At 58.2% G+C, this 18,487-nt stretch carries 13 protein-coding genes; 6 read left to right on the top strand and 7 right to left on the bottom strand.

Annotation, left to right across the window (positions count from 1 at the left end; translation table 11 throughout):
* Nucleotides 1-87 precede the first annotated feature (87 nt).
* Both OOT55_RS13220 and OOT55_RS13215 read left to right on the top strand, forming a co-directional pair.
* Nucleotides 88-1,569, top strand: coding sequence for a tryptophan halogenase family protein (locus OOT55_RS13220; RefSeq protein ID WP_265366322.1), 1,482 nt, complete (start codon nucleotides 88-90; stop codon nucleotides 1,567-1,569).
* On the top strand, nucleotides 1,559-2,269 hold the full coding sequence (locus OOT55_RS13215) for a DUF6445 family protein (protein ID WP_265366321.1): 711 nt from the start codon (nucleotides 1,559-1,561) through the stop codon (nucleotides 2,267-2,269). Before OOT55_RS13220 ends, OOT55_RS13215 begins: the two co-directional genes overlap by 11 nt.
* Before the next feature lie 2 nt (nucleotides 2,270-2,271).
* On the opposite strand, the gene OOT55_RS13210 is transcribed toward OOT55_RS13215, so the two are convergent.
* The 6 genes from OOT55_RS13210 to napE are packed head-to-tail and all read right to left on the bottom strand — an operon-like array spanning nucleotide 2,272 to nucleotide 6,739.
* The gene (locus tag OOT55_RS13210; RefSeq protein WP_265366320.1) at nucleotides 2,272-2,460 is read right to left on the bottom strand and encodes a hypothetical protein; all 189 of its coding nucleotides are present in this window, start codon (nucleotides 2,458-2,460) and stop codon (nucleotides 2,272-2,274) included.
* 40 nt (nucleotides 2,461-2,500) lie between these two features.
* Complete coding sequence (locus OOT55_RS13205; protein ID WP_265366319.1) at nucleotides 2,501-3,160, bottom strand: cytochrome c3 family protein; 660 nt, start codon at nucleotides 3,158-3,160, stop codon at nucleotides 2,501-2,503.
* A gap of 12 nt (nucleotides 3,161-3,172) precedes the next feature.
* On the bottom strand, nucleotides 3,173-3,652 hold the full coding sequence (locus OOT55_RS13200) for a nitrate reductase cytochrome c-type subunit (RefSeq protein WP_265366318.1): 480 nt from the start codon (nucleotides 3,650-3,652) through the stop codon (nucleotides 3,173-3,175).
* A gap of 13 nt (nucleotides 3,653-3,665) precedes the next feature.
* On the bottom strand, nucleotides 3,666-6,170 hold the full coding sequence (napA, locus tag OOT55_RS13195) for a nitrate reductase catalytic subunit NapA (RefSeq protein ID WP_265366317.1): 2,505 nt from the start codon (nucleotides 6,168-6,170) through the stop codon (nucleotides 3,666-3,668).
* Complete coding sequence (locus OOT55_RS13190) at nucleotides 6,167-6,505, bottom strand: chaperone NapD (protein ID WP_265366316.1); 339 nt, start codon at nucleotides 6,503-6,505, stop codon at nucleotides 6,167-6,169. Before OOT55_RS13190 ends, napA begins: the two co-directional genes overlap by 4 nt.
* 54 nt (nucleotides 6,506-6,559) lie before the next feature.
* The gene (gene napE / locus OOT55_RS13185; RefSeq protein WP_265366315.1) at nucleotides 6,560-6,739 is read right to left on the bottom strand and encodes a periplasmic nitrate reductase, NapE protein; all 180 of its coding nucleotides are present in this window, start codon (nucleotides 6,737-6,739) and stop codon (nucleotides 6,560-6,562) included.
* Between the two features lie 414 nt (nucleotides 6,740-7,153).
* Between napE and OOT55_RS13180 the strand changes: the two genes are divergently transcribed.
* The 4 genes from OOT55_RS13180 (at nucleotide 7,154) to OOT55_RS13165 (ending at nucleotide 14,620) form a co-directional block, all read left to right on the top strand.
* Nucleotides 7,154-10,432, top strand: coding sequence for a TonB-dependent receptor (locus tag OOT55_RS13180; RefSeq protein WP_265366314.1), 3,279 nt, complete (start codon nucleotides 7,154-7,156; stop codon nucleotides 10,430-10,432).
* 66 nt (nucleotides 10,433-10,498) lie between these two features.
* Nucleotides 10,499-12,031 (top strand): tryptophan halogenase family protein, encoded by a 1,533-nt coding sequence (locus tag OOT55_RS13175; RefSeq protein ID WP_265368831.1) that lies wholly within the window; start codon nucleotides 10,499-10,501, stop codon nucleotides 12,029-12,031.
* Nucleotide 12,032: 1 nt separating this feature from the next.
* Nucleotides 12,033-13,049 (top strand): cupin-like domain-containing protein, encoded by a 1,017-nt coding sequence (locus tag OOT55_RS13170; RefSeq protein WP_265366313.1) that lies wholly within the window; start codon nucleotides 12,033-12,035, stop codon nucleotides 13,047-13,049.
* A 44-nt stretch (nucleotides 13,050-13,093) separates the two neighbouring features.
* The gene (locus OOT55_RS13165; RefSeq protein ID WP_265366312.1) at nucleotides 13,094-14,620 is read left to right on the top strand and encodes a tryptophan halogenase family protein; all 1,527 of its coding nucleotides are present in this window, start codon (nucleotides 13,094-13,096) and stop codon (nucleotides 14,618-14,620) included.
* Here the strand turns inward: OOT55_RS13165 and OOT55_RS13160 are convergent.
* Entirely contained in the window at nucleotides 14,617-18,462 is a 3,846-nt protein-coding gene (locus OOT55_RS13160) for a family 20 glycosylhydrolase (RefSeq protein ID WP_265366311.1), read from the bottom strand. The two genes, OOT55_RS13165 and OOT55_RS13160, sit on opposite strands and share 4 nt — an antisense overlap.
* Nucleotides 18,463-18,487: the final 25 nt, after the last annotated feature.

Genomic DNA, 18,487 nt, shown 5'->3' with positions numbered 1-18,487 from the left:
TTGCAGCGGCCTTTTTTTTGCCAATGAGTTTCTCTAAAAACCGTGGTATGGTTTCTATAAAATGAACCTGTTTTACAGGAGAACACCGTGAACAAGCCTGTACGCAAAGTGGTAATCGCAGGTGGTGGCACTGCTGGCTGGGTCTGCGCGGCGGCATTGTCGTCGCAGCTTGGCGACTTGCTCAATATTGTGCTGGTCGAATCCGAGGACATTGGTACCGTTGGTGTCGGTGAAGCCAGTATCCCGCCCATGCGCAACTTTCATCGACTGATTGGTGTAGATGAGCAACAGTTTATGGCGGCCACAGGAGCCACATTCAAATTGGGTATCGCCTTTGAGAACTGGGCCCGGGACGGTGACCGCTATATTCACTCTTTCGGAAAGACCGGTAAAGAAACCTGGATGGCTGACTTCCAGCATTTCTGGCTACGTGCCAGGGAACAGGGTTTCGGGGGAGAATTCGGGGAGTACTGCGTGGAACATGAGGCGGCTCGGGAGGGAAAATTTGCCACCTCGTCAAACGGCAGCCTGAACTACGCCTATCACCTGGATGCGACCCGATACGCCGCCTTTTTGCGAACCAAGAGTGAAAGCGAGGGTGTTACGCGAATCGAGGGCAAGATTCAGCAGGTGCACCTGAACCCTGATTCAGGCTATATCGAGTCGCTGGAAATGGCGTCCGGAGAATCGGTGGATGCAGATCTGTTCATTGACTGTACCGGGTTTCGGGGGTTACTCATTGAGGAAGCTCTGCACACGGGGTATGAGGACTGGAGCCATTGGTTGCCTTGCGACAGCGCCTTGGCGGTACAGACAGAGTCCGTCGGCCCACCACCACCCTACACTCTGTCCAGTGCTCACGACAGTGGTTGGCGGTGGCGTATTCCACTCCAGCATCGGGTGGGGAATGGCCTGGTGTACTGCAGCCGGTATTCAAGCGATGAGGCCGCGCGGGATCGGCTCTTATCCAGTATCGAGGGGAAGCCACTGACTGAACCACGCCTGATCCGGTTTCGTACTGGACGGCGACGTCAGACCTGGAACAAGAACTGTGTGGCCGTGGGGCTGTCCAGCGGTTTTGTTGAGCCGTTGGAGTCGACGTCAATCCACCTGATCATGATCAGCATGACACGGTTGATTCAGCTTTTTCCTTTTGACGGTATTACGCCTTCATTGGTGAGCCATTACAACCGGATTGCAAAAGACGAGCTGGAAAAGATCCGAGACTTTATCATTCTTCACTATCACGCCACGGAACGGTCTGACAGCCCATTTTGGCGCCACTGCAGTAACATGAGCATTCCGGAGTCACTGCAGGAGCGCATCGCCCTATTTCGGGAGCAAGGGCATGCCTACCAGGCACCGAACGAACTGTTCCGCCTTGATTCCTGGGTGCAGGTCATGTTGGGGCAACGAATCCACCCAGAACGCTACCACCCGATTGTCCGTGCTATGGGCGATGAGCGACTGCAAAAAACGTTGGACGATTTCAGGCGACAGGTGAGATCTGGGGTAGAGAAGCTTCCCCAGCATGGAGCATTTGTTAAGGAGTACTGTCGTGAGCGTTGATTCTGTATGGGCTCCTTCGCCTGATCGGTCGATTCGGATCGAACATGTCGGGGAAGAACATACACCGGTAATGATCATTGACCAACTGGTGGAGCAACCCGAGCGGCTGCGGGCAGAAGCGAGTCATTTGAACTTTACGACCCAGTCGCGCTTCTTCCCCGGAATTCGAGCGCCTGTCTCTCTTTCTTACCAGCGCTTTGTGCTGGAGAGTCTTCAGGAGGCCATAGCGGATGCGTTTGGCCTGTCTGGCAGGACCCTCAAGTTTACCATGTGCCAGTATTCATTGGTCACGACACCGCCGGAGCGGCTGTCGCTGTTGCAGCGTATTCCCCATTTCGATTCTCTGGAACCGGAAGGTCTGGCGGCCATCCACTACCTGTTTCGATCCGGATATGGTGGCACGGCGTTCTATCGACATCGAAAAACTGGTTTTGAGCGTCTCACCGAAGCGAGGAAAGTGGCCTACCTGCGGTCATTGGAGTCGGAGAATGATGGTCCCAATATGCCCGGCCGTGCCTACATCAATGGATCTACGCCATTGTTCGAAGAAATCGGTCGCGTTGAAGGTGTTTTCAATCGGATGGTGGTCTATCCTAGAAATATCCTTCATTCGGGGTGCATCGAAGCCGACTTTCATCCGGACCCCGACCCGCTCACCGGCCGTTTATCAATTAACAGCTTTATTGATGTAGCCGGTTAGTATCAAAGCGCTTCCACTTTCTCTTTACCGCACCGAGTGCACCTCAGCTGGGTCACCAACTTCCCCTGCTTGACATCAAACTTCCGTTCGGTAACCACCTTCCACTTATGAAAGCCACTGCGGCACAAGGTTTTACCCTTGTGCTTTTCTTGGGCGCTGGGCCGTTTGAAGGCTATGACGTTGTCGCTCACAGTTCGGTCTCCTGGTCGGTTCCGGAATTGTGAGCGAAGGCTATTCCTCGGTCAACAGGAACCGGGCCACGGCCGTGCTGCCGGGGGCGTAGACCTCACTAAGGTCACCATGAAAGCCCGATTCCACGCCGCGCATGTCCGGCAGATTGTGGGCGATGCCCTTGTGACAGTCGATACAGGTTTTCTCGCCGCTGGCCAACAGGGTGGAGTGCATTTCCCGGGCCCGGGGTGATTGCTGGGTAAAGTCCATATACTCGAAGTTGTGGCAGTTGCGACACTCCAATGAGTCGTTGGCTTTCAGCCGGCGCCACTCGCGCTCGGCGAGCATGCGGCGCTTGTCCAGAAACTTTTCCCGGGTATCGATGGTGCCGAAGATCCAGCCCCACACCTCTTTGGAGGCCTCCATTTTTCGGGCGATCTTGTAGGTCCAGTCGTGGGGAACGTGGCAGTCTGAGCAGGTGGCACGAACACCGGATCGGTTGGTGTAGTGAATGGTCGGGATCAACTCCTCGTAAGGGTTGGCCTTCATTTCATGGCAACTGATGCAGAACTCTTCGGTATTCGTGAATTCCAAAGCCGTGTTGAAGCCGCCCCAGAAAATGATGCCGGCGATAAAACCACCGAGGGTAAGTACCCCCAGGCTGATGTGCGTTGCGGGTCGGTTGAACGTTTTCCAATACGCTTTCAGTGTTTTCCACATAACCGTCCCCCGCTACTCACCGCGCTTGATGATATCTTCCAGCACCTGGTCAATCCCTTTGAAGGTACTGACCTTCACCGGATCGATGTCGTGCTGGGGCACATGACACTGCACGCAGAAATAGCGGCGCGGTGAAACCGAGGCCAGCGTCTGTCCGTCCCGGTCGACAAAGTGGGTGATGCTGACCATGGGGGCGCCGCTGACTTCGGTGGCGCTGCGGCTATGGCAACTCAGGCACTGGTTGAAGTTGGTGTCCACCTGGTAACCGCGGATAGTGTGCGGAATCATCGGCGGCTGCTCGGGGTAATTGCGTGTAGGCCGGCGCATGCTCGAGCGCACATTGGCCAGCGGAGGCGCTTCGGCCGTCTGGCTGAGCGTGCCACCCTGGCGCACACCATCCGGTGCCGGGACCTCCTGGGGTGGTTCACCTGAGGCGATCAGCGGCATCACCAGGCCTGCCATCAGAATGCTGCGTCTAATCAGTTTGATCATGATGGGCTCTCCCTTATGCAAGGCTGATCAGTTCGAGGCGGACGGCACACTTCTTGAAATCCGTCTGCAGGGAAATCGGGTCGGTGGCATCGAGTGTCAGCTTGTTGACTAACCGGTTGGCGTCAAAAAAGGGAATGTACACCAGCCCCTCCGGTGGCTTGATCCGGCCCCGGGTTTCTACCCGTGCCCGGATGTTGCCGCGCCGGCTGATCACCCGTACTTCGCTGCCGCGGCGGAAGCCCTGCTTACGGGCGTCTTCGTAGTTCATGTACACCAGCGCGTGGGGTACGGCCAGGTTCAGCTCCTCGACCCGCTGGGTCATGGAACCGGTGTGCCAGTGCTCCAGTACCCGCCCGGTACTGAGCCAGAAGGGGTATTCTTCATCGGGCGACTCCGCCGGGGGCTCGTAAGGCAGGGCAAAAATCAGGGCCCGATTATCCGGTTTGCCGTAGAACTGCACGCCGCTGCCCGCTTCCACGTAGGGGTCGTGGCCCTCGCGGAAGCGCCACCGGGTCTCCTTGCCGTCCACCACAGGCCAGCGCAGGCCCCGCTCCTGGTGGTACCGATCGAAATTGGCCAGGTCGTGGGCCTTGCCGCGCCCAAAGCGGGCGTACTCTTCGAACAGGCCCTTCTGCACATAAAAGCCGAAAGCTTCGGATTCGTAGTTGTCATAGCCCTCGGCCCGGTCGTCGTTGCTGAACTGGTTGACCTGGCCGTTGGCAAAGAGCACATCGAACAGTGTTTTGCCTTTGAGGTCGCCGGCTTTGTTGAGCAGCTCCGCTGGCCAGACGTCATCGGTTTTGATGCGCCGGGAGACTTCCATCAACTGCCAGAGGTCAGAGCGGGCTTCGCCGGGCGGTGGTACCAGTTGGTGCCAGAATTGGGTGCGTCGCTCGGCGTTGCCGAAGGCGCCCTCTTTTTCCACCCACATTGCGCTGGGCAGAATCATGTCGGCGGCCTGGGCCGAGACGGTGGGGTAGACATCGGAGACCACCACAAACGCATCCGGGTTGCGCCATCCGGGCAGGGTTTCCTGACTGGTATTGGGGCCGGCCTGGATGTTGTTGGTCACCTGGGTCCAGTAGACCTTGAGCACGCCGTCTTTCAGTTTTCGGCTCTGCTCCACAGCGGAGAAGCCCACCTTGTCGGGAATGGTGCCCTCGGGCAGCTTCCAGATTTTCTCGGTCATGGCCCGGTGTTTGGGGTTGGTGACCACCATGTCGGCGGGCAGGCGGTGGGCAAAGGTGCCCACTTCCCGAGCCGAGCCACAGGCCGAGGGCTGACCGGTGAGCGAGAAGGGGCTGTTGCCCGGCTCGCTGATTTTGCCGGTCAGGAGGTGAATGTTGTAGATCATGTTGTTCGCCCAGACCCCGCGGGTGTGCTGGTTGAAGCCCATGGTCCAGCAGGACATGACCTTGATGTCCGGGTCCGCATAGATCTTCGCCAGCCGCTCCAGGCGGGCCTTGGGGACGCCGGTTTCCTTGGCGGCCCGTTCCAGGGTGTAGGGTTTGACGAATTCGGCAAACTCCTCGAAGGTGATATCGCTCCAGGTGTTGGCTTTGTCGGCGCCCTTGGCCCGTTGTTGCCGCGGGTCTTCGGCGCGCAGGCCGTACCCGATATCGTCCTGGCCTTTCACAAAGCGAGTGTATTTGTTGACGAACTCGTGATTGACCTTGTCGTTCTCGATCAGGTAATTGGCAATGTAGTTGAGAATGATCAGGTCGGTGTGAGGCTTGAAAATTATGGGCAGATCCGCCAGATCGAAACTGCGGGTTTCGTAGGGGGACATGGCGACCACCTGAACATGCTCGTAGGAGAGCTTGCGGTCGGTGACCCGGCTCCACAGTACGGGGTGCATTTCTGCCATGTTCGAGCCCCACAGCACGAACGCATCGGCGTGCTCGATATCGTCATAGCAGCCCATGGGCTCGTCGATGCCGAAGGTGCGCATGAAGCCGCCCACCGCCGAGGCCATGCAGTGGCGTGCGTTGGGGTCGAGGTTATTGCTGCGCAGCCCGCCCTTGAATAGCTTGCTGGCCGCGTAGGCTTCCCACACGGTCCACTGCCCGGAACCAAACAGCCCGACACTTTCCGGGCCATGTTCGCGAATCGACTGCTTCAACTTGTCGGCGAGCAGGTCCATGGCCTGGTCCCAGGAGATTTCCTGGAAGTCGCCGTTCTTGTCGTACTGGCCGTTGCGCATCCGCAGCAGCGGTTTGTGTAACCGGTCCGGCCCGTACAGGATTTTCGACAGAAAGTAGCCCTTCACACAGTTCAAGCCCCGGTTCACCTCGGCTTTGACGTCGCCATGGGTGGCCACGACCCGGTTGTCCCGGGTGGCGACCATAACGCCACAGCCGGTGCCACAGAACCGGCAGGGGGCCTTACTCCATTTCAGGTTGGTCAGCTCGCGGTTGGTGACCAGGTTGCTGGCGCTGGCGGGCAGCGGCATACCGATGGCCGCGGCGGCTACCGCAGCGGCGTTGGCCTTGGCAAATTGGCGGCGGGTCAGATTCATTGCGGTTGTTCCTCCGGCGGAATCACTTCGTGGTAGACCAGTGCGGCGTTGACAACGCCGGGGTGCGCGCTGGTCTGGTCAATCACATCCAGAATCGCTTGTGCGTCGGTGCTCTCGAGCACCAATACCAGCTTTCCCTGATCACTTTGGGCGTGTATTTCGGCGCATTTGAGGGTCTCGTCCGGCCAGTGCTTGGGCAGCTCGCGCAGCCACTTTTCGGTAGCGGCCAGTGCCGCGGGCTGGGTGTGCACGATCACACTGGCAACGTGCCACTCCACCGGCAGCGTCGTGACGGGTATCTGTTGATGGTCGGGCTCATGGTGCATGACGGCCATGAGAAGCCTCCTGGTGGTGGTTCAAAGTGGGTGGCGTTGAGAGCGCTGCGGGAATCAACCCGCTCCGGGAGGCCCGGCCAGGAGCTGGTACATCCAGATGGCGAAACCGTAGGCGCCGACCAGGGCAACGGTGAGTATCGGGAACAGGAAAACCACGATGAAGGCGAACATTCGCCATTCCCGACGTTTTTCCTGCGAGTTGTCTACTTCGGATGGGTGCGTGTCGACTGACATGGCGACTCCGTGCTTCGATCTCGTTATTCAAGGTTGACTACCAAAAGGGTAGCACATATTCCGGAGCGTGCATTGATGCAGGTCAACCACTGGATTTCCGACGATGATTTAGACGAATTGGCAATATCGAATTGACGTTTTTATGAGCAAATACGGGAAAAAGCAGAGGCTTCGCTTGTTTGTCCGGGCAATTGGCGCCGAGGGCCGTGAAAGTTGTTTTCATAAAAATAAATAGTTATTGATATTTTATTTCACGATTGTTATGTTCATCACACTGCCGGGCACTGGATGGGTCCAGTGCCCGGCGGCTCCGGGACGGAGCGCAGGTGGCGTTGCTGGGGAAGGACATCCAGGAGGTGATACTCCGCCAAACATAAAAAATGCATGACACACGCCAATAGGGGATACACAACCATGCCAACCGTGTTCAATAAAAAGCTGCTCAGCCTGGTGGTCTGCAGTGCCGCCGTGGCGACTACCCAACCCGCCGTGGCGCAGGGGGACGAGGCGCTACTGGAGGAAATCGTGGTGCGCGGAATGCGCTCCAGTATCGAAACCTCCCAGGACATCAAGCGCAATGCGGATACCTTCAAGGACGTCATTACCGCGTCGGACATTGGCGCGCTCCCGGATCGTAGCGTGACCGAAGCGCTGCAGCGGGTGCCGGGGGTTACCATTGAGCGTTTTGCCTCCTCCGATGATCCCAAGCACTACGCCGACGAAGGCACGGGCGTGCTGGTGCGGGGCCTGGATCGGGTGCGCAGTGAAATCAACGGCCGTGACGCCTTCAGCGCGAACCCTTGGGGTGGCTTGAGTTATGAGGATTTCCCGGCGGAGCTGCTGGGATCCGTGGAAGTGGTCAAGAACCAGACCGCCGATTTGATTTCCGGCGGCATTGCCGGGACGGTCAATCTGATCACCCGCAAACCCTTTGATTCTGAAGGACGGCTCGTCTCCCTGAATGCGAAGGGCCACTATGGGGACTACCGGGAGGAGGTGACGCCGTCCTTCTCGGCCCTGTTCTCCGACAACTGGGAAACCAGTGCGGGTCGGTTCGGCTTTCTGATCGCGGGCTCCCAGTCTGAATACCAAACCCGCGGCGATGGCGTTGGCCTGGGGAATTACCACAGCCGTGGTGTGTTGGACACCTTCTCCTATGACGAGTGGGGCACCGCTACTCCCGGGGTGATTGAAGGCCAGTATTCCAACCCCTGTATTCCGGGCGCCTCTGATTGGCGTGCCTGTGATGCCCTGGGTTTTGAAGACACCGTCCAATACGATGCCGAAGATGCCGCCGCCTTTGTGCCGCCCTACGAGGGCGAGGCGCTGGAAGGTCAGCCCGACGGGGTCACCTGGTATGCGCCGGCCAACTACCACATCAGCACCGCGGAAAATGACCGTGAGCGCACGGGCTTTACCACCTCATTGCAGTGGGCCAATACCGATGAAACCATCGTGGCTACACTGGAACACATCAACTCCAAAGCCTCTCTGGAGTGGCGCGAGCGAGTGATTGCGTCGGGGGACCGCGGCTTCCTGCCGTATGTGCCCAATACCATTCAGTGGTTTGATGAGCGCGATGAGGGCCGGCCGCTGACCGTCAATAACCAGACCGATTACGATGGGGATGGCTTTCTGACCTCGGGCGTAGGCCGTGCCAACCATCCGGAAATGCCGTTGCAATTCCGCTCGCGCTACAACTACAACGAAAATACGGTGGAAGACACCTCGCTCAATGTGCAGTTGAACCCCTCTGATCGCATGACCCTGTCGCTGGACTATCAGCGGGTGGAGTCGACGCAGGTGGTCCACAACTACAACCTGACCTCGCGCATCAACGGCAACCAGACCTTTGAGCACGCGCCCTTTTTTATGGACTTGCGAGGCGATACGCCGACCTTTGAGTATCTGAACTCGAACACCTCCAACCCGCCCGAAGTTGATGGGCCGGTGGACGGCACCTACACCAACCCGATACTGCGGCTGAGCAATGGCATGCAGCAGGAAGTGGATGCCAGCGCCGAATCGGACAGCTTCCAGGTGGATTTCCAGTACGATTTCGACGGCGCTTTCACCTCCATCCAAGCGGGTGCCTACTACTCGGAAAAAGACCTGGCCATTGCCGATACCGAGTATGAGGGTTGGCAGGCGCTGGGTACGCCCTGGTCCGCTGAAGGCTCCTACAACGCTTCGCCGCAAGTGGCGCCGGAGCTGTTTGAGCGGGTCAGCTTTGCCGATCAGTACGACGGAAAAGTAGTGCAGGGGCCGAACAACAGCTTCCTGTTTCCCCGAATGGATCTGTCCGAAAATTATATTCAGACCCTGCGCGACGGTTGTGGCTCCTGGAGTGCACTGGGTAACGCCATGGACGGCAGCGGCGAGTGTGCCCTACCCTATGAAGACCTGGACGATCGTCTGTACAGCCACTTCGCGCCGCGTCATATCAGCTCGACCAACGAAGAGCGCAGTGAATTCTATGTTCGCGGGAACTTCGAGTTTGACGATTGGGCGGTTCCTCTGACCGGTAATGTCGGTCTGCGTTATGTGAACTATCAACTGGCGTCTACGGGCAATGTGACTCTGCCGCCCACCGCTCGGCGCGGTACCAGCGAAGATGAATCACTGTATCAGGTGATGAGAGACGACTATCCGGAAATCTTCGCACTCGCCTCCGGAGACTCCATGCTCAGTACCGTTCAGGGCACCGACTACGACACCGTTCTGCCCAGCCTGAACCTGAGCTTCGGCCTCACCGAAGATGTGGTATTGCGCTTTGGCGCCTCCAAGGGACTGTATTACCCAACCCTGACCGACGCCCGCAACAGCATGGTGGTGAGTCTGGATTACACCGAGGTACTGCAGGATCCGAGCGAGGGGAAAGACGAAGAGACCAACCCGGTAGTCGATCTGACGGATATCGAGATCAGCGCCAATGCGCGCAATCCCTACCTGGAACCGGAAGAGTCCATTAACCTGGACTTGAGTGCCGAGTGGTACTTTGCCCCGGTGGGTTCTCTGACGGTTGGTCTGTTCCACAAGGACCTGGATAACATCATCCGCAACCGCCAGTTTGACACCGAGGTTGAGCACGCGGGTTATACCTATCCGGTGTCCGCCGACGGTCCGGCCAACACCGGATCCGGCACGATCCGCGGGGTCGAATTTTCATACTCCCAGTTCTACGATATGTTACCGGGAGCCTGGAGCGGCCTGGGTATGCAGTTGAACTTCACCTATATCGATCAGGATGGCCTGGAAGACCCCAACAGCAATCCATCCGAGGGAATACGCTATAGTGGTGATGGCACACCGATTACCGACAACCGCAACTCCTTCCGTCGGTTCACCGGTCTGCCGCTGGTGGGCTACTCGGATCAGAATGCCAATATCGTCGGTATGTATGAGTACGAGGATATCCGGTTCCGCCTGGCCTACACCTGGCGCTCGGAGTATCTGTTGACGATGCGGGAATCCGAGGAGTTCGTACCGACGTACGCCAAAGCGCAAGGCATGATGGATGCCAGCCTGTACTATGACATCAGCGATATCTGGAGTGTCGGTCTGGAAGCCAGCAACCTGCTGGATGAAGAGACCAAAACCCAGTATCAGCTGAACCAGGCCGGTGACCGAACTGACGCGTTGAGCTTCACCACCGACCGCCGATACGCACTGAGCGTACGCGCGGTATTCTGACCGGTGACTGACTGGAGGTAATAGGGAAGGCGCGTCGCCGCTGTGCGGAGCGCCTTTTTCGTGCTTATGCAGAACAGCCTGAATTCACTGTGTATCGTGGGCGGTGGCACGGCCGGCTGGATGGCCGCCAGTGTGCTATCGTCGGCGCTTCAGGGCAGCGGTATCAAGATCACCGTGATCGAATCGCCGGATATTGCTAGCGTGGGCGTCGGCGAATCCACCGTGCCCTCCATCCTGGATTTTCTCCGGGCCTGCCGGATCGACCTGAACGCCTTTATCAGAGCCACATCGGCCAGCTTCAAACTGGGGATCCGTTTTGATGACTGGCGGGAAGTTGGCGAGCACTACTTTCACCCCTTTGGCCGTGTCGGGCAGGATATCAATGGTTTTGAGTTTTATCAGGCCTGGCTGAAAACGCTTAGTGAGGGTCAGGCAACCCGTTGGCTGGACCAGTCACCCGGCGCCATCATGGCGGAACACTCGCGCTTCATGCTGCGCCCGCCGAGATCGAACGATTGGGCGCTTCGAAATTACAGCTACGCCCTGCATCTGGACGCGGTTCTGGTTGCCCGCTATCTGCGTGACCTGTGCCTTGCGCGAGGTGTGGCCAGAATTGAAGCCACCGTTAACGACGTTGCCGTTGATGACAGGCAGTTCATTCGCTCCGTGAGTCTGGATGACGGTACCAGAGTAACCAGCGATTTTTACATCGACTGCACTGGATTTCGGGGCCGGTTGATCGACCGGGCATTGAATGTGGGTTATCGGGACTGGTCGGATTACTTGCCCTGTGACCGGGCGGTGGTGGTGCAAACCCGGAACACCGAAGGCCCGGTGCCCTATACCCAGGCGACCGCGCGGGCCGCGGGCTGGAGCTGGCGGATTCCCTTGCAGCATCGCACCGGGAATGGCTATGTATTCTCCAGTCGGCACTGCTGCGATGATCAGGCAATACAGACGTTGCTGACGACGGTGAAAGGCGAAGTGCTGAACGAGCCGAGAGTGATTCCCTTTGTGACCGGGCGGCGCGAGAAAATCTGGCACCACAACTGCCTGGCGCTGGGGCTGGCCTCCGGTTTTCTGGAGCCTCTGGAGTCCACAGCCATTCACCTGGTGTACAAAACCCTGATCCATTTTATCCGTCATTTTCCGGATCGGGATTTCGATCCTGGTATCGAACAGGCGTTCAACCGTAAGATCAATACCGACTATCGCGAAGTCCGCGATTTCATTATTCTGCATTACTGTACCGCGGGGCGACGGGATACCCCTTTCTGGCAGAATTGCCAGAATCTTCCGGTGCCGGACTCTCTGCGGGAAAAAATCCGTCGGTTTCGAGAGCGCGGCGAACTGGAATCGAACAGCGGAGATTTCTTCAGCCGGGACAGTTGGTGTTCCATCTTTGAAGGCATGAACATCCGGCCCAGAAAATACCACCCGTTGATGGACGCCTTTGACAGTCAGCGTCTGGCGGCGCAGTTGCGGCAACAGGCGGACCATATCCGCACTACCGTAATGAAGATGCCCAGTCATGGCGATTATATTCGGCAGCACTGCGGCGTTGAGAGCCGGGTCCGGACCTCGGGGGAGGTTTCCTGAGATGGCGGACTATCGGCAGATTCCGGAGTTTAATGATCTCTCTGTCGGCCAGTTCTTTGATCAGATCGCGCCCGAACAGAAGCCGGTGGTGATCCGGGGTTTCGCTCGGCACTGGCCGCTGGTGACGGCCGCCCAGCAGTCCCCCGAAGACTGGGTGCGTTATCTGCTGCAGTTCTACCAGGGGCAAAAAGCCAGAATTCTCCTGGCCCCACCCGAGGCCAACAAACGCTTTTACTACAACGGCGATATGACCGGCGTGAACTATCTGGCCGGTGACGAGCGCGTGGACCTGTTTCTGGGACGGTTACTGGAACTGATGGACCGGTCGGTCTATCCCGCCATCTCTTTGCAGAATGGCGCGCCGGAAAATCTGTTACCCGGTCTGGTGGAGGATAATCCAACGCCGTTTTTCCCGGATGTGACACCAAGGCTCTGGGTCGGTAACGAGGGTATTGTCAGCGCCCACTACGACGGTGCGGACAATATGGCCTGCGTGGTCGCCGGCCGCCGACGCTTTGTGCTCTTTCCTCCGGCGCAGACCGGCAACCTCTACCCCGGCCCGCTCAACTTCACCCCAGCCGGAGCGCCTACTTCCCTGGTGGACCTGAACCACCCGGATTTTGAGCGCTACCCCCGCTTTGAAACCGCCCTGGCCAACGCCTATTCGGCGGAATTGGGGCCGGGCGATGCGATCTTTATTCCCATGCTCTGGTGGCACCATGTGGAGTCACTGGAAAAGGTGAATGCCCTGATGAATTATTGGTGGAACGGATCGTCAGCGAAAGGTGCCACACCTCCCAGCCCGATCGACAGCCTGAATATTGCGCTGCTGGCCATGCGCGACCTGTCCCAGACCCAGCGCAACGCTTGGCGTCATCTGTTTGATCACTATCTGTTCAAGCAGGGCGTTGATCCGGCGTCCTATATTCCCGAGCATCAGCAGCATGTGTTGGGGCCGATTTCCCCCGATTATGCCCGAGCGATCAAGGATCACTTTGTCGAAAAGTTGAAGCGGTAAGGCGTACGGAATCGGATCAGAGAACTATTGGTGGAATGACCAGAATGACCACAACAGGAAAGCCCGAAAAAATTCTGATCGTCGGTGGCGGCACGGCGGGCTGGATGACCGCCTGCCTGCTGATCTCACGCTGGCCGGATATTGAGGTGTGCGTACTCGAGTCCCGCGATATTGGCATTGTCGGTGTTGGGGAAGGGTCCACGCCGCACCTGAAAGTATTTTTCGACGCCGTCGGTATCGAAGAATCCGAGTGGATGCCCAAGTGCAACGCGACCTATAAAAACGGTATCTCGTTTCACGGCTGGTCCTCGATTCCGGGGTTTGAATTCTACTTTCATCCGTTTCCCGCGCAGACCGATGACCTGCTGACCGTGCCCCTGTTTTTGCGTAACGTTCAGGCCCGTCTGCGCGGTGACTATGCCCATGCGCATCCGGATTCCTATTTTCTGGAAACCTACCTTGCCCAGAATAACCTGGGCCCCCTGGCCGACGAATGTTTTCCATTCGGCGCCGCCTATGGCTATCACTTTGATTCAAAGCTTTTGGGGGAATTTCTGTCAGAAAAAGCGGTTGCGCGAGGGGTAAAGCGCATTATCGGTACGGTGACGGAAGTGTTGCTGAGCACCGATGGGGCAATTTCTTCCGTCAGGCTTGCGGGCAATGACACCCTGGAGGCGGATTTCTTTGTCGACTGTTCCGGCTTCCGATCGCTGTTGATGCAGGGTGCCCTGAAAACGCGGTTTTTGGGTTTTGAAGATAACCTGTTCAATGATGCGGCGGTGGTGCTGCCCAGTGAGATCTCAACCACCATCCCGCCGGAAACCCGATCGACGGCATTGTCTAATGGCTGGGCATGGAAAATTCCGTTAACCAATCGGTATGGAAACGGCTATGTGTACAGCTCCAGTCATATCGACGCGGATCGGGCAGAAACCGAGTTGCGACAGAACCTGGGGCTGCTCGAGAGCGATACTCCGGCGAGGCATCTGAACATGAAAGTCGGCCGGGTGGCCTCTCACTGGACCAAAAACTGTCTGGCGGTCGGGTTATCTCAGGGTTTTATCGAGCCGCTCGAAGCAACCGCCATTGCGCTATCCTTCGAGACTGTCCGGCGATTCATGTTGCACTTTGAGCGGGGCGGTTTCACCAACCAGGGTGCGGATGATTTCAATCGCGAGATCAATACCAAATTTGAAGGCATTCGGGATTACATCGTCTGTCATTACAAAGTCAATCAGCGCCGGGATACCGCCTACTGGCGGGACAATGCGGCGAACACCAAACTATCGGAGCATCTGAGTCGGATTCTGTATCTGTGGCAACACAGTGAGAACTTCGCGCAGGAAATGCAGGCCAATCACCTCGGTGGCAGCTACCAGCCCAAGTCCTGGGCCTGCCTTCTGGCTGGCTATGGGGTGTTTCCCCCGCTGCGCTCTTCCACCGGCAGCCCAACGGCTGAGGCATCGCAGGAGCAGGATCAGTTGGCGGACTTCATTCGCCGCTGCGCCTTGAACTTCCGTCCTCACAACGAGCTGCTGGCGCCCGCTGTCGCTGAACAAGCGGTGGTTTAACAGTCCAGGTTATCGCCCGGGGTTACCCCCAGAATCCGGGTATAGACCCGGTACCGTTCTATACGACTCTGGACCTGTTCTGGCCGGCCGCCGTTACATTCCAGGCGGCCATTGATGGTGCGAATGGTTTCTCCAAAGCCGTGTCCGTCCACCATGGCCCGGTGGGCGGTCATGGTGCCCGGGCCCAGCCGGGTCAGCCAGTACCAGAGCGCGGATTGCCAGGCGATGGCGGAATCCAGCGCGACCCGCTCCGGTTCGGCCCAGAGATCGACACCCATCGCCAGCCCCGCGGCGCAGTAGTTACCGTTCCAGCTCAGTTGAATCGGGCCCCGACCGAAGTACCGTTTCCCCGGGGCGCAGACACCACACAGGGTGTCGGTGCTGGAGCAGTAATCGTCTTTGTGGATTTCTTCGATATAGACCAGATCGCCGGTTTCGTGGGCGAAGTTGGCCAGTGCGGCGGCCAGCTCCCGTAGGCGGGTATCCCGATCGCCCACGCCGGCGAAAGCGGGGAATTGTCGACTGGCGGCGAGCAGGCCGTCGTAATCGTAAAAAGGATTGCGTTCGGGAAACAGGCTGTTGAACTGCTTGCGGGATAATAGTTCGGCGACAGGCGTCTGTTCCGCCGCGGGTCTGTGTTCCTGATGAAGACGGGGAGCCAACTCAAACATTTCGATAGCCCCGCGTTGCTGCAGGGTGACAAAGGCGCGGGGTTGTTGGCGCAGGTCCAGGGCGATGTTGGTTGGATACCGCCCTTTCAGCGAAATCTCTTCAATCAGCTCCCCGTGGGGTGACAGAACTGCAACGGTACCCGCACCATAGCGGGCGATATACAGATTGCCTTCCGGGTCCGTGGCCATACCGTCCAGACCGTAGTCATCGAACTGATAGAACAGACGCTTGTCACTCAGCTCTCCCGTGGCCGATACCCGATAGACCCACACCCGCCGCTGGACACTTTCATTCACGTACAGTCGACGTTCATCCGGGCTCAGCTCTATGCCGTTGGTCGTGCCCATTCCGGTTTCCAGCAACGTAAACTCGCCACCCGGGTCCATGCGCCAGAGCTGGCCGCTGTTGTTGGCCCAGTCAGGATCGGTGGCAAAGATAGCGCCCCAACGGGTGAGGGCGATGTCGTTGGGCTGGTGCATGCGCGGTTCATGATAAGTGGCAATGATGTCGCTGGTGCGCGGGTTCAGTCGAATCAGGTTGTGCCCGGTGTAATCCGCCGCCCAGAGTTGGCCTGCGGTATCAAAGCGAAGACTGTTGGCGATGCTGCCCTCGGGTAGATCCACCCAGCGCTCGCCCTGATTCTGTTCCCTCACTCTACCGATACTGCCCTGGCGTTCGAAGTTGACGGCGTAGAGTGAACCCTCCGGTCCGACGACCGGACCCTCTATGCCGGTGGGAAAGCTGTCGTCGGGCATCCAGTCGACGGTGGCCGGTGGCTCCGGAATCGCATCAAGCAGCATTTCGATGGCGTAGGCGGCGGCCACCACGATTTCATGCTCTATACCCTGGGCGCGACGCAAGCTGTCCCGCGCCGATGCGCGAACCGATGGCGACAACGCGGTATGTTCCCGCCACAGGGGCAGCAGTGTGAGGCCCCATTGGGTGACGGTTACGACGCGCTCTGCTTGCCGGTAAACTTCTGACGTGGCGCCAGTGGCATCGAGCCTGGAGATCAACGCTTGAGCGCTTTGTTGCCAGCGGGTCAGACGGGATTCAATGGAGCTGGCTAAAGCGTCATTACCGGGGGTTGCCAGGAGCTGTTCAATGTCTTGTTTCAGTGAACGTGCCGCCTGACTCTCGGCGGGGAGACTGTCCACAAACCGGTCCAGCGAATCGCGTCGGGAGTAGCTTTCAAGTTGGGATTTTTCGTGGTGTCGATGATAGTACTGGGCCGGTTCCAAGGCTTCGATGAGCATTTCTGCGTCGACCATAGAGTCAGAACCCACCAGTCGCTCGAGCGCCTGTCGGGCTTGCGCTTTGTGTTTCAGCGCCACGGATTTGGCGGCCCAGTCCGAGATCAGCGGCAGCCGGCGATACAATGATGTTTCATCCCGCCTTTGAGCGGGAGACCATAGCCGCTCGGCAACCACGAAAGCGCGAGGCCACAGGCGAAGGTCGATGCTCTGCTCGTCGATCAATTCAGCCCAGAGGGCAATTTCGCCACCAAGAATGTTAGTTTTGTCACTGTCGGATAATACGGGTTTGGTCAGAGGCTCTGGGGACTGTTCGACGCGCTGGCCAGAGACCGCATAAGCGGCGTTGCCTACCACCATATCGCCCTTGATCGCATCGCCCCGGCTTACCAGCCGAGCGCGCACCGGGCCCATCCAGGTGTCGACATCGAATCGGAGTTGGTCGCCGTCAAGGATCAGGTTGTGCAGTGTTTTTCGGGATTTCCCAGTGAAGTCGATATAGCCTCGGCGTTGGTTACCCGGTCTTTGAATGACGGTGACATACCCGGTGATTGCGGAGCCGCGTTTGCGTGGCATTTCAAAGGCCCAGCTTTGGTGAATTTCCGATTCAGTGGGTTGAGTCTCTATCGTCAGGGGTTCGGGTTCAAAGCGGACCCGGTAGTGATAGCCGGCAGTTTGAGGTTGATCCAGATAGAAACCGGTGGACAATACCGCGGGATGCCCCGCCTGTGCCGCCTGCCCCAGCGAGTCGACACCGCGCCAGGATTGCACGGCAGTGTGCTGAGGCAGATCCGGATGCAGCACTTCATCCCAGCCCATCATTTTGCGATCCAGTCGGGTCAGAATGTTGGACAGTCGTTGATTGAAATGGGCGTGCAGCGCCTCGGCATTCTCCAGACCTTCATTGTCCATAAAGGCACGAATGTCCGGGTTGTTCAACCAGTGCTCGGGATCGACCTCATCGCCGCCGACGTGGATATAATCGAACGGAAACAGCTCGGCCACTTCGCGCAGAATGGTTTCGGCAAATTCGTACACCGCCTCGTTGGCGGGATTGAGTAAGGGCTTGTGCACGCCCCAGCGATCTTCCGGTTTATAGGGGCCGGGCGCGGACATCAGTTCCGGGTAGGCGACTGCGATGGCGCTGCTGTGCCCGGGCATATCGATTTCCGGCATCACCTGAATGCCCCGCTCGGCGGCGTAGGCGACGATTTCCTGTACCTGTTCGCGAGTGTAATACTGTCCGTTGGAGGCCTCCTGGTGAAGCTTGGGGTAAGCGCGGGACTCCAGTCGCCAGCCCTGATCGTCGGTCAGGTGCCAGTGAAAAATATTGAGCTTGGCCGCGGCCATGCCGTCGAGCTGACGTTTGATGGTTTCCACCGAAAAGAAATGCCGCACCGAGTCCAACATCAGCCCGCGCCAACCAAATCGGGGTTGATCATCGATGCACATGGCCGGCAGGCGGTCCGGGTTGTCGGCCAATAATTGCAGAAGGGTTTCCAGCCCGTGTTGCACACCCAGATGGGTGGTGGCATGCAGATGAATGCCGCTGTCCATGATGTGCAGTTGATAGCCTTCCAGGTTCGGGTCCAGTTGCTCGGAGGAGCGCAGACGATGGGCCGGCTGATCGATATGAATCTTCAGCGCAGTGCCGGTTTCCCCCGAGTTGTCCAGCGTTCGGCCGGTCTGCTGCTTCAGGCGCTGGGCGAAGCGTTTGAGCGTACCTTCGGGTAACGACTCGGTGGCCCCCATCAGACGAAGCGTCAGGCGCGGCGTCAGGGAAAGCGCACCGTCTGCATATTCCACCGAAGCCGGGTAGGGCATCAGGGGCAGCTCGTCCGGCTCGGCGCCGAGCGTTAGCGGGCTTAAACAGAGTAGAACCGTCAGAGCGATGGAGCATTTATTATTCTTGAACATAGCGGGCTCGTTGAACGTGGGCGAA

The sequence above is a fragment of the Marinimicrobium sp. C6131 genome (genome assembly GCF_026153455.1).
GTDB lineage: Bacteria > Pseudomonadota > Gammaproteobacteria > Pseudomonadales > Cellvibrionaceae > Marinimicrobium.
This window is presented reverse-complemented; position numbering and strand designations above follow the sequence as displayed.

Excerpts from the sequence above, each read along its gene's own strand:
- OOT55_RS13180 (WP_265366314.1), top strand. The coding sequence starts at position 7,154 with ATGCCAACCGTGTTCAATAAAAAGCTGCTCAGCCTGGTGGTCTGCAGT.
- napE (WP_265366315.1), bottom strand. The coding sequence starts at position 6,739 with ATGTCAGTCGACACGCACCCATCCGAAGTAGACAACTCGCAGGAAAAA.
- OOT55_RS13160 (WP_265366311.1), bottom strand. The coding sequence starts at position 18,462 with ATGTTCAAGAATAATAAATGCTCCATCGCTCTGACGGTTCTACTCTGT.
- napA (WP_265366317.1), bottom strand. The coding sequence starts at position 6,170 with ATGAATCTGACCCGCCGCCAATTTGCCAAGGCCAACGCCGCTGCGGTA.
- OOT55_RS13200 (WP_265366318.1), bottom strand. The coding sequence starts at position 3,652 with ATGATCAAACTGATTAGACGCAGCATTCTGATGGCAGGCCTGGTGATG.
- OOT55_RS13170 (WP_265366313.1), top strand. The coding sequence starts at position 12,033 with ATGGCGGACTATCGGCAGATTCCGGAGTTTAATGATCTCTCTGTCGGC.
- OOT55_RS13165 (WP_265366312.1), top strand. The coding sequence starts at position 13,094 with ATGACCACAACAGGAAAGCCCGAAAAAATTCTGATCGTCGGTGGCGGC.
- OOT55_RS13175 (WP_265368831.1), top strand. The coding sequence starts at position 10,499 with ATGCAGAACAGCCTGAATTCACTGTGTATCGTGGGCGGTGGCACGGCC.
- OOT55_RS13190 (WP_265366316.1), bottom strand. The coding sequence starts at position 6,505 with ATGGCCGTCATGCACCATGAGCCCGACCATCAACAGATACCCGTCACG.
- OOT55_RS13205 (WP_265366319.1), bottom strand. The coding sequence starts at position 3,160 with ATGTGGAAAACACTGAAAGCGTATTGGAAAACGTTCAACCGACCCGCA.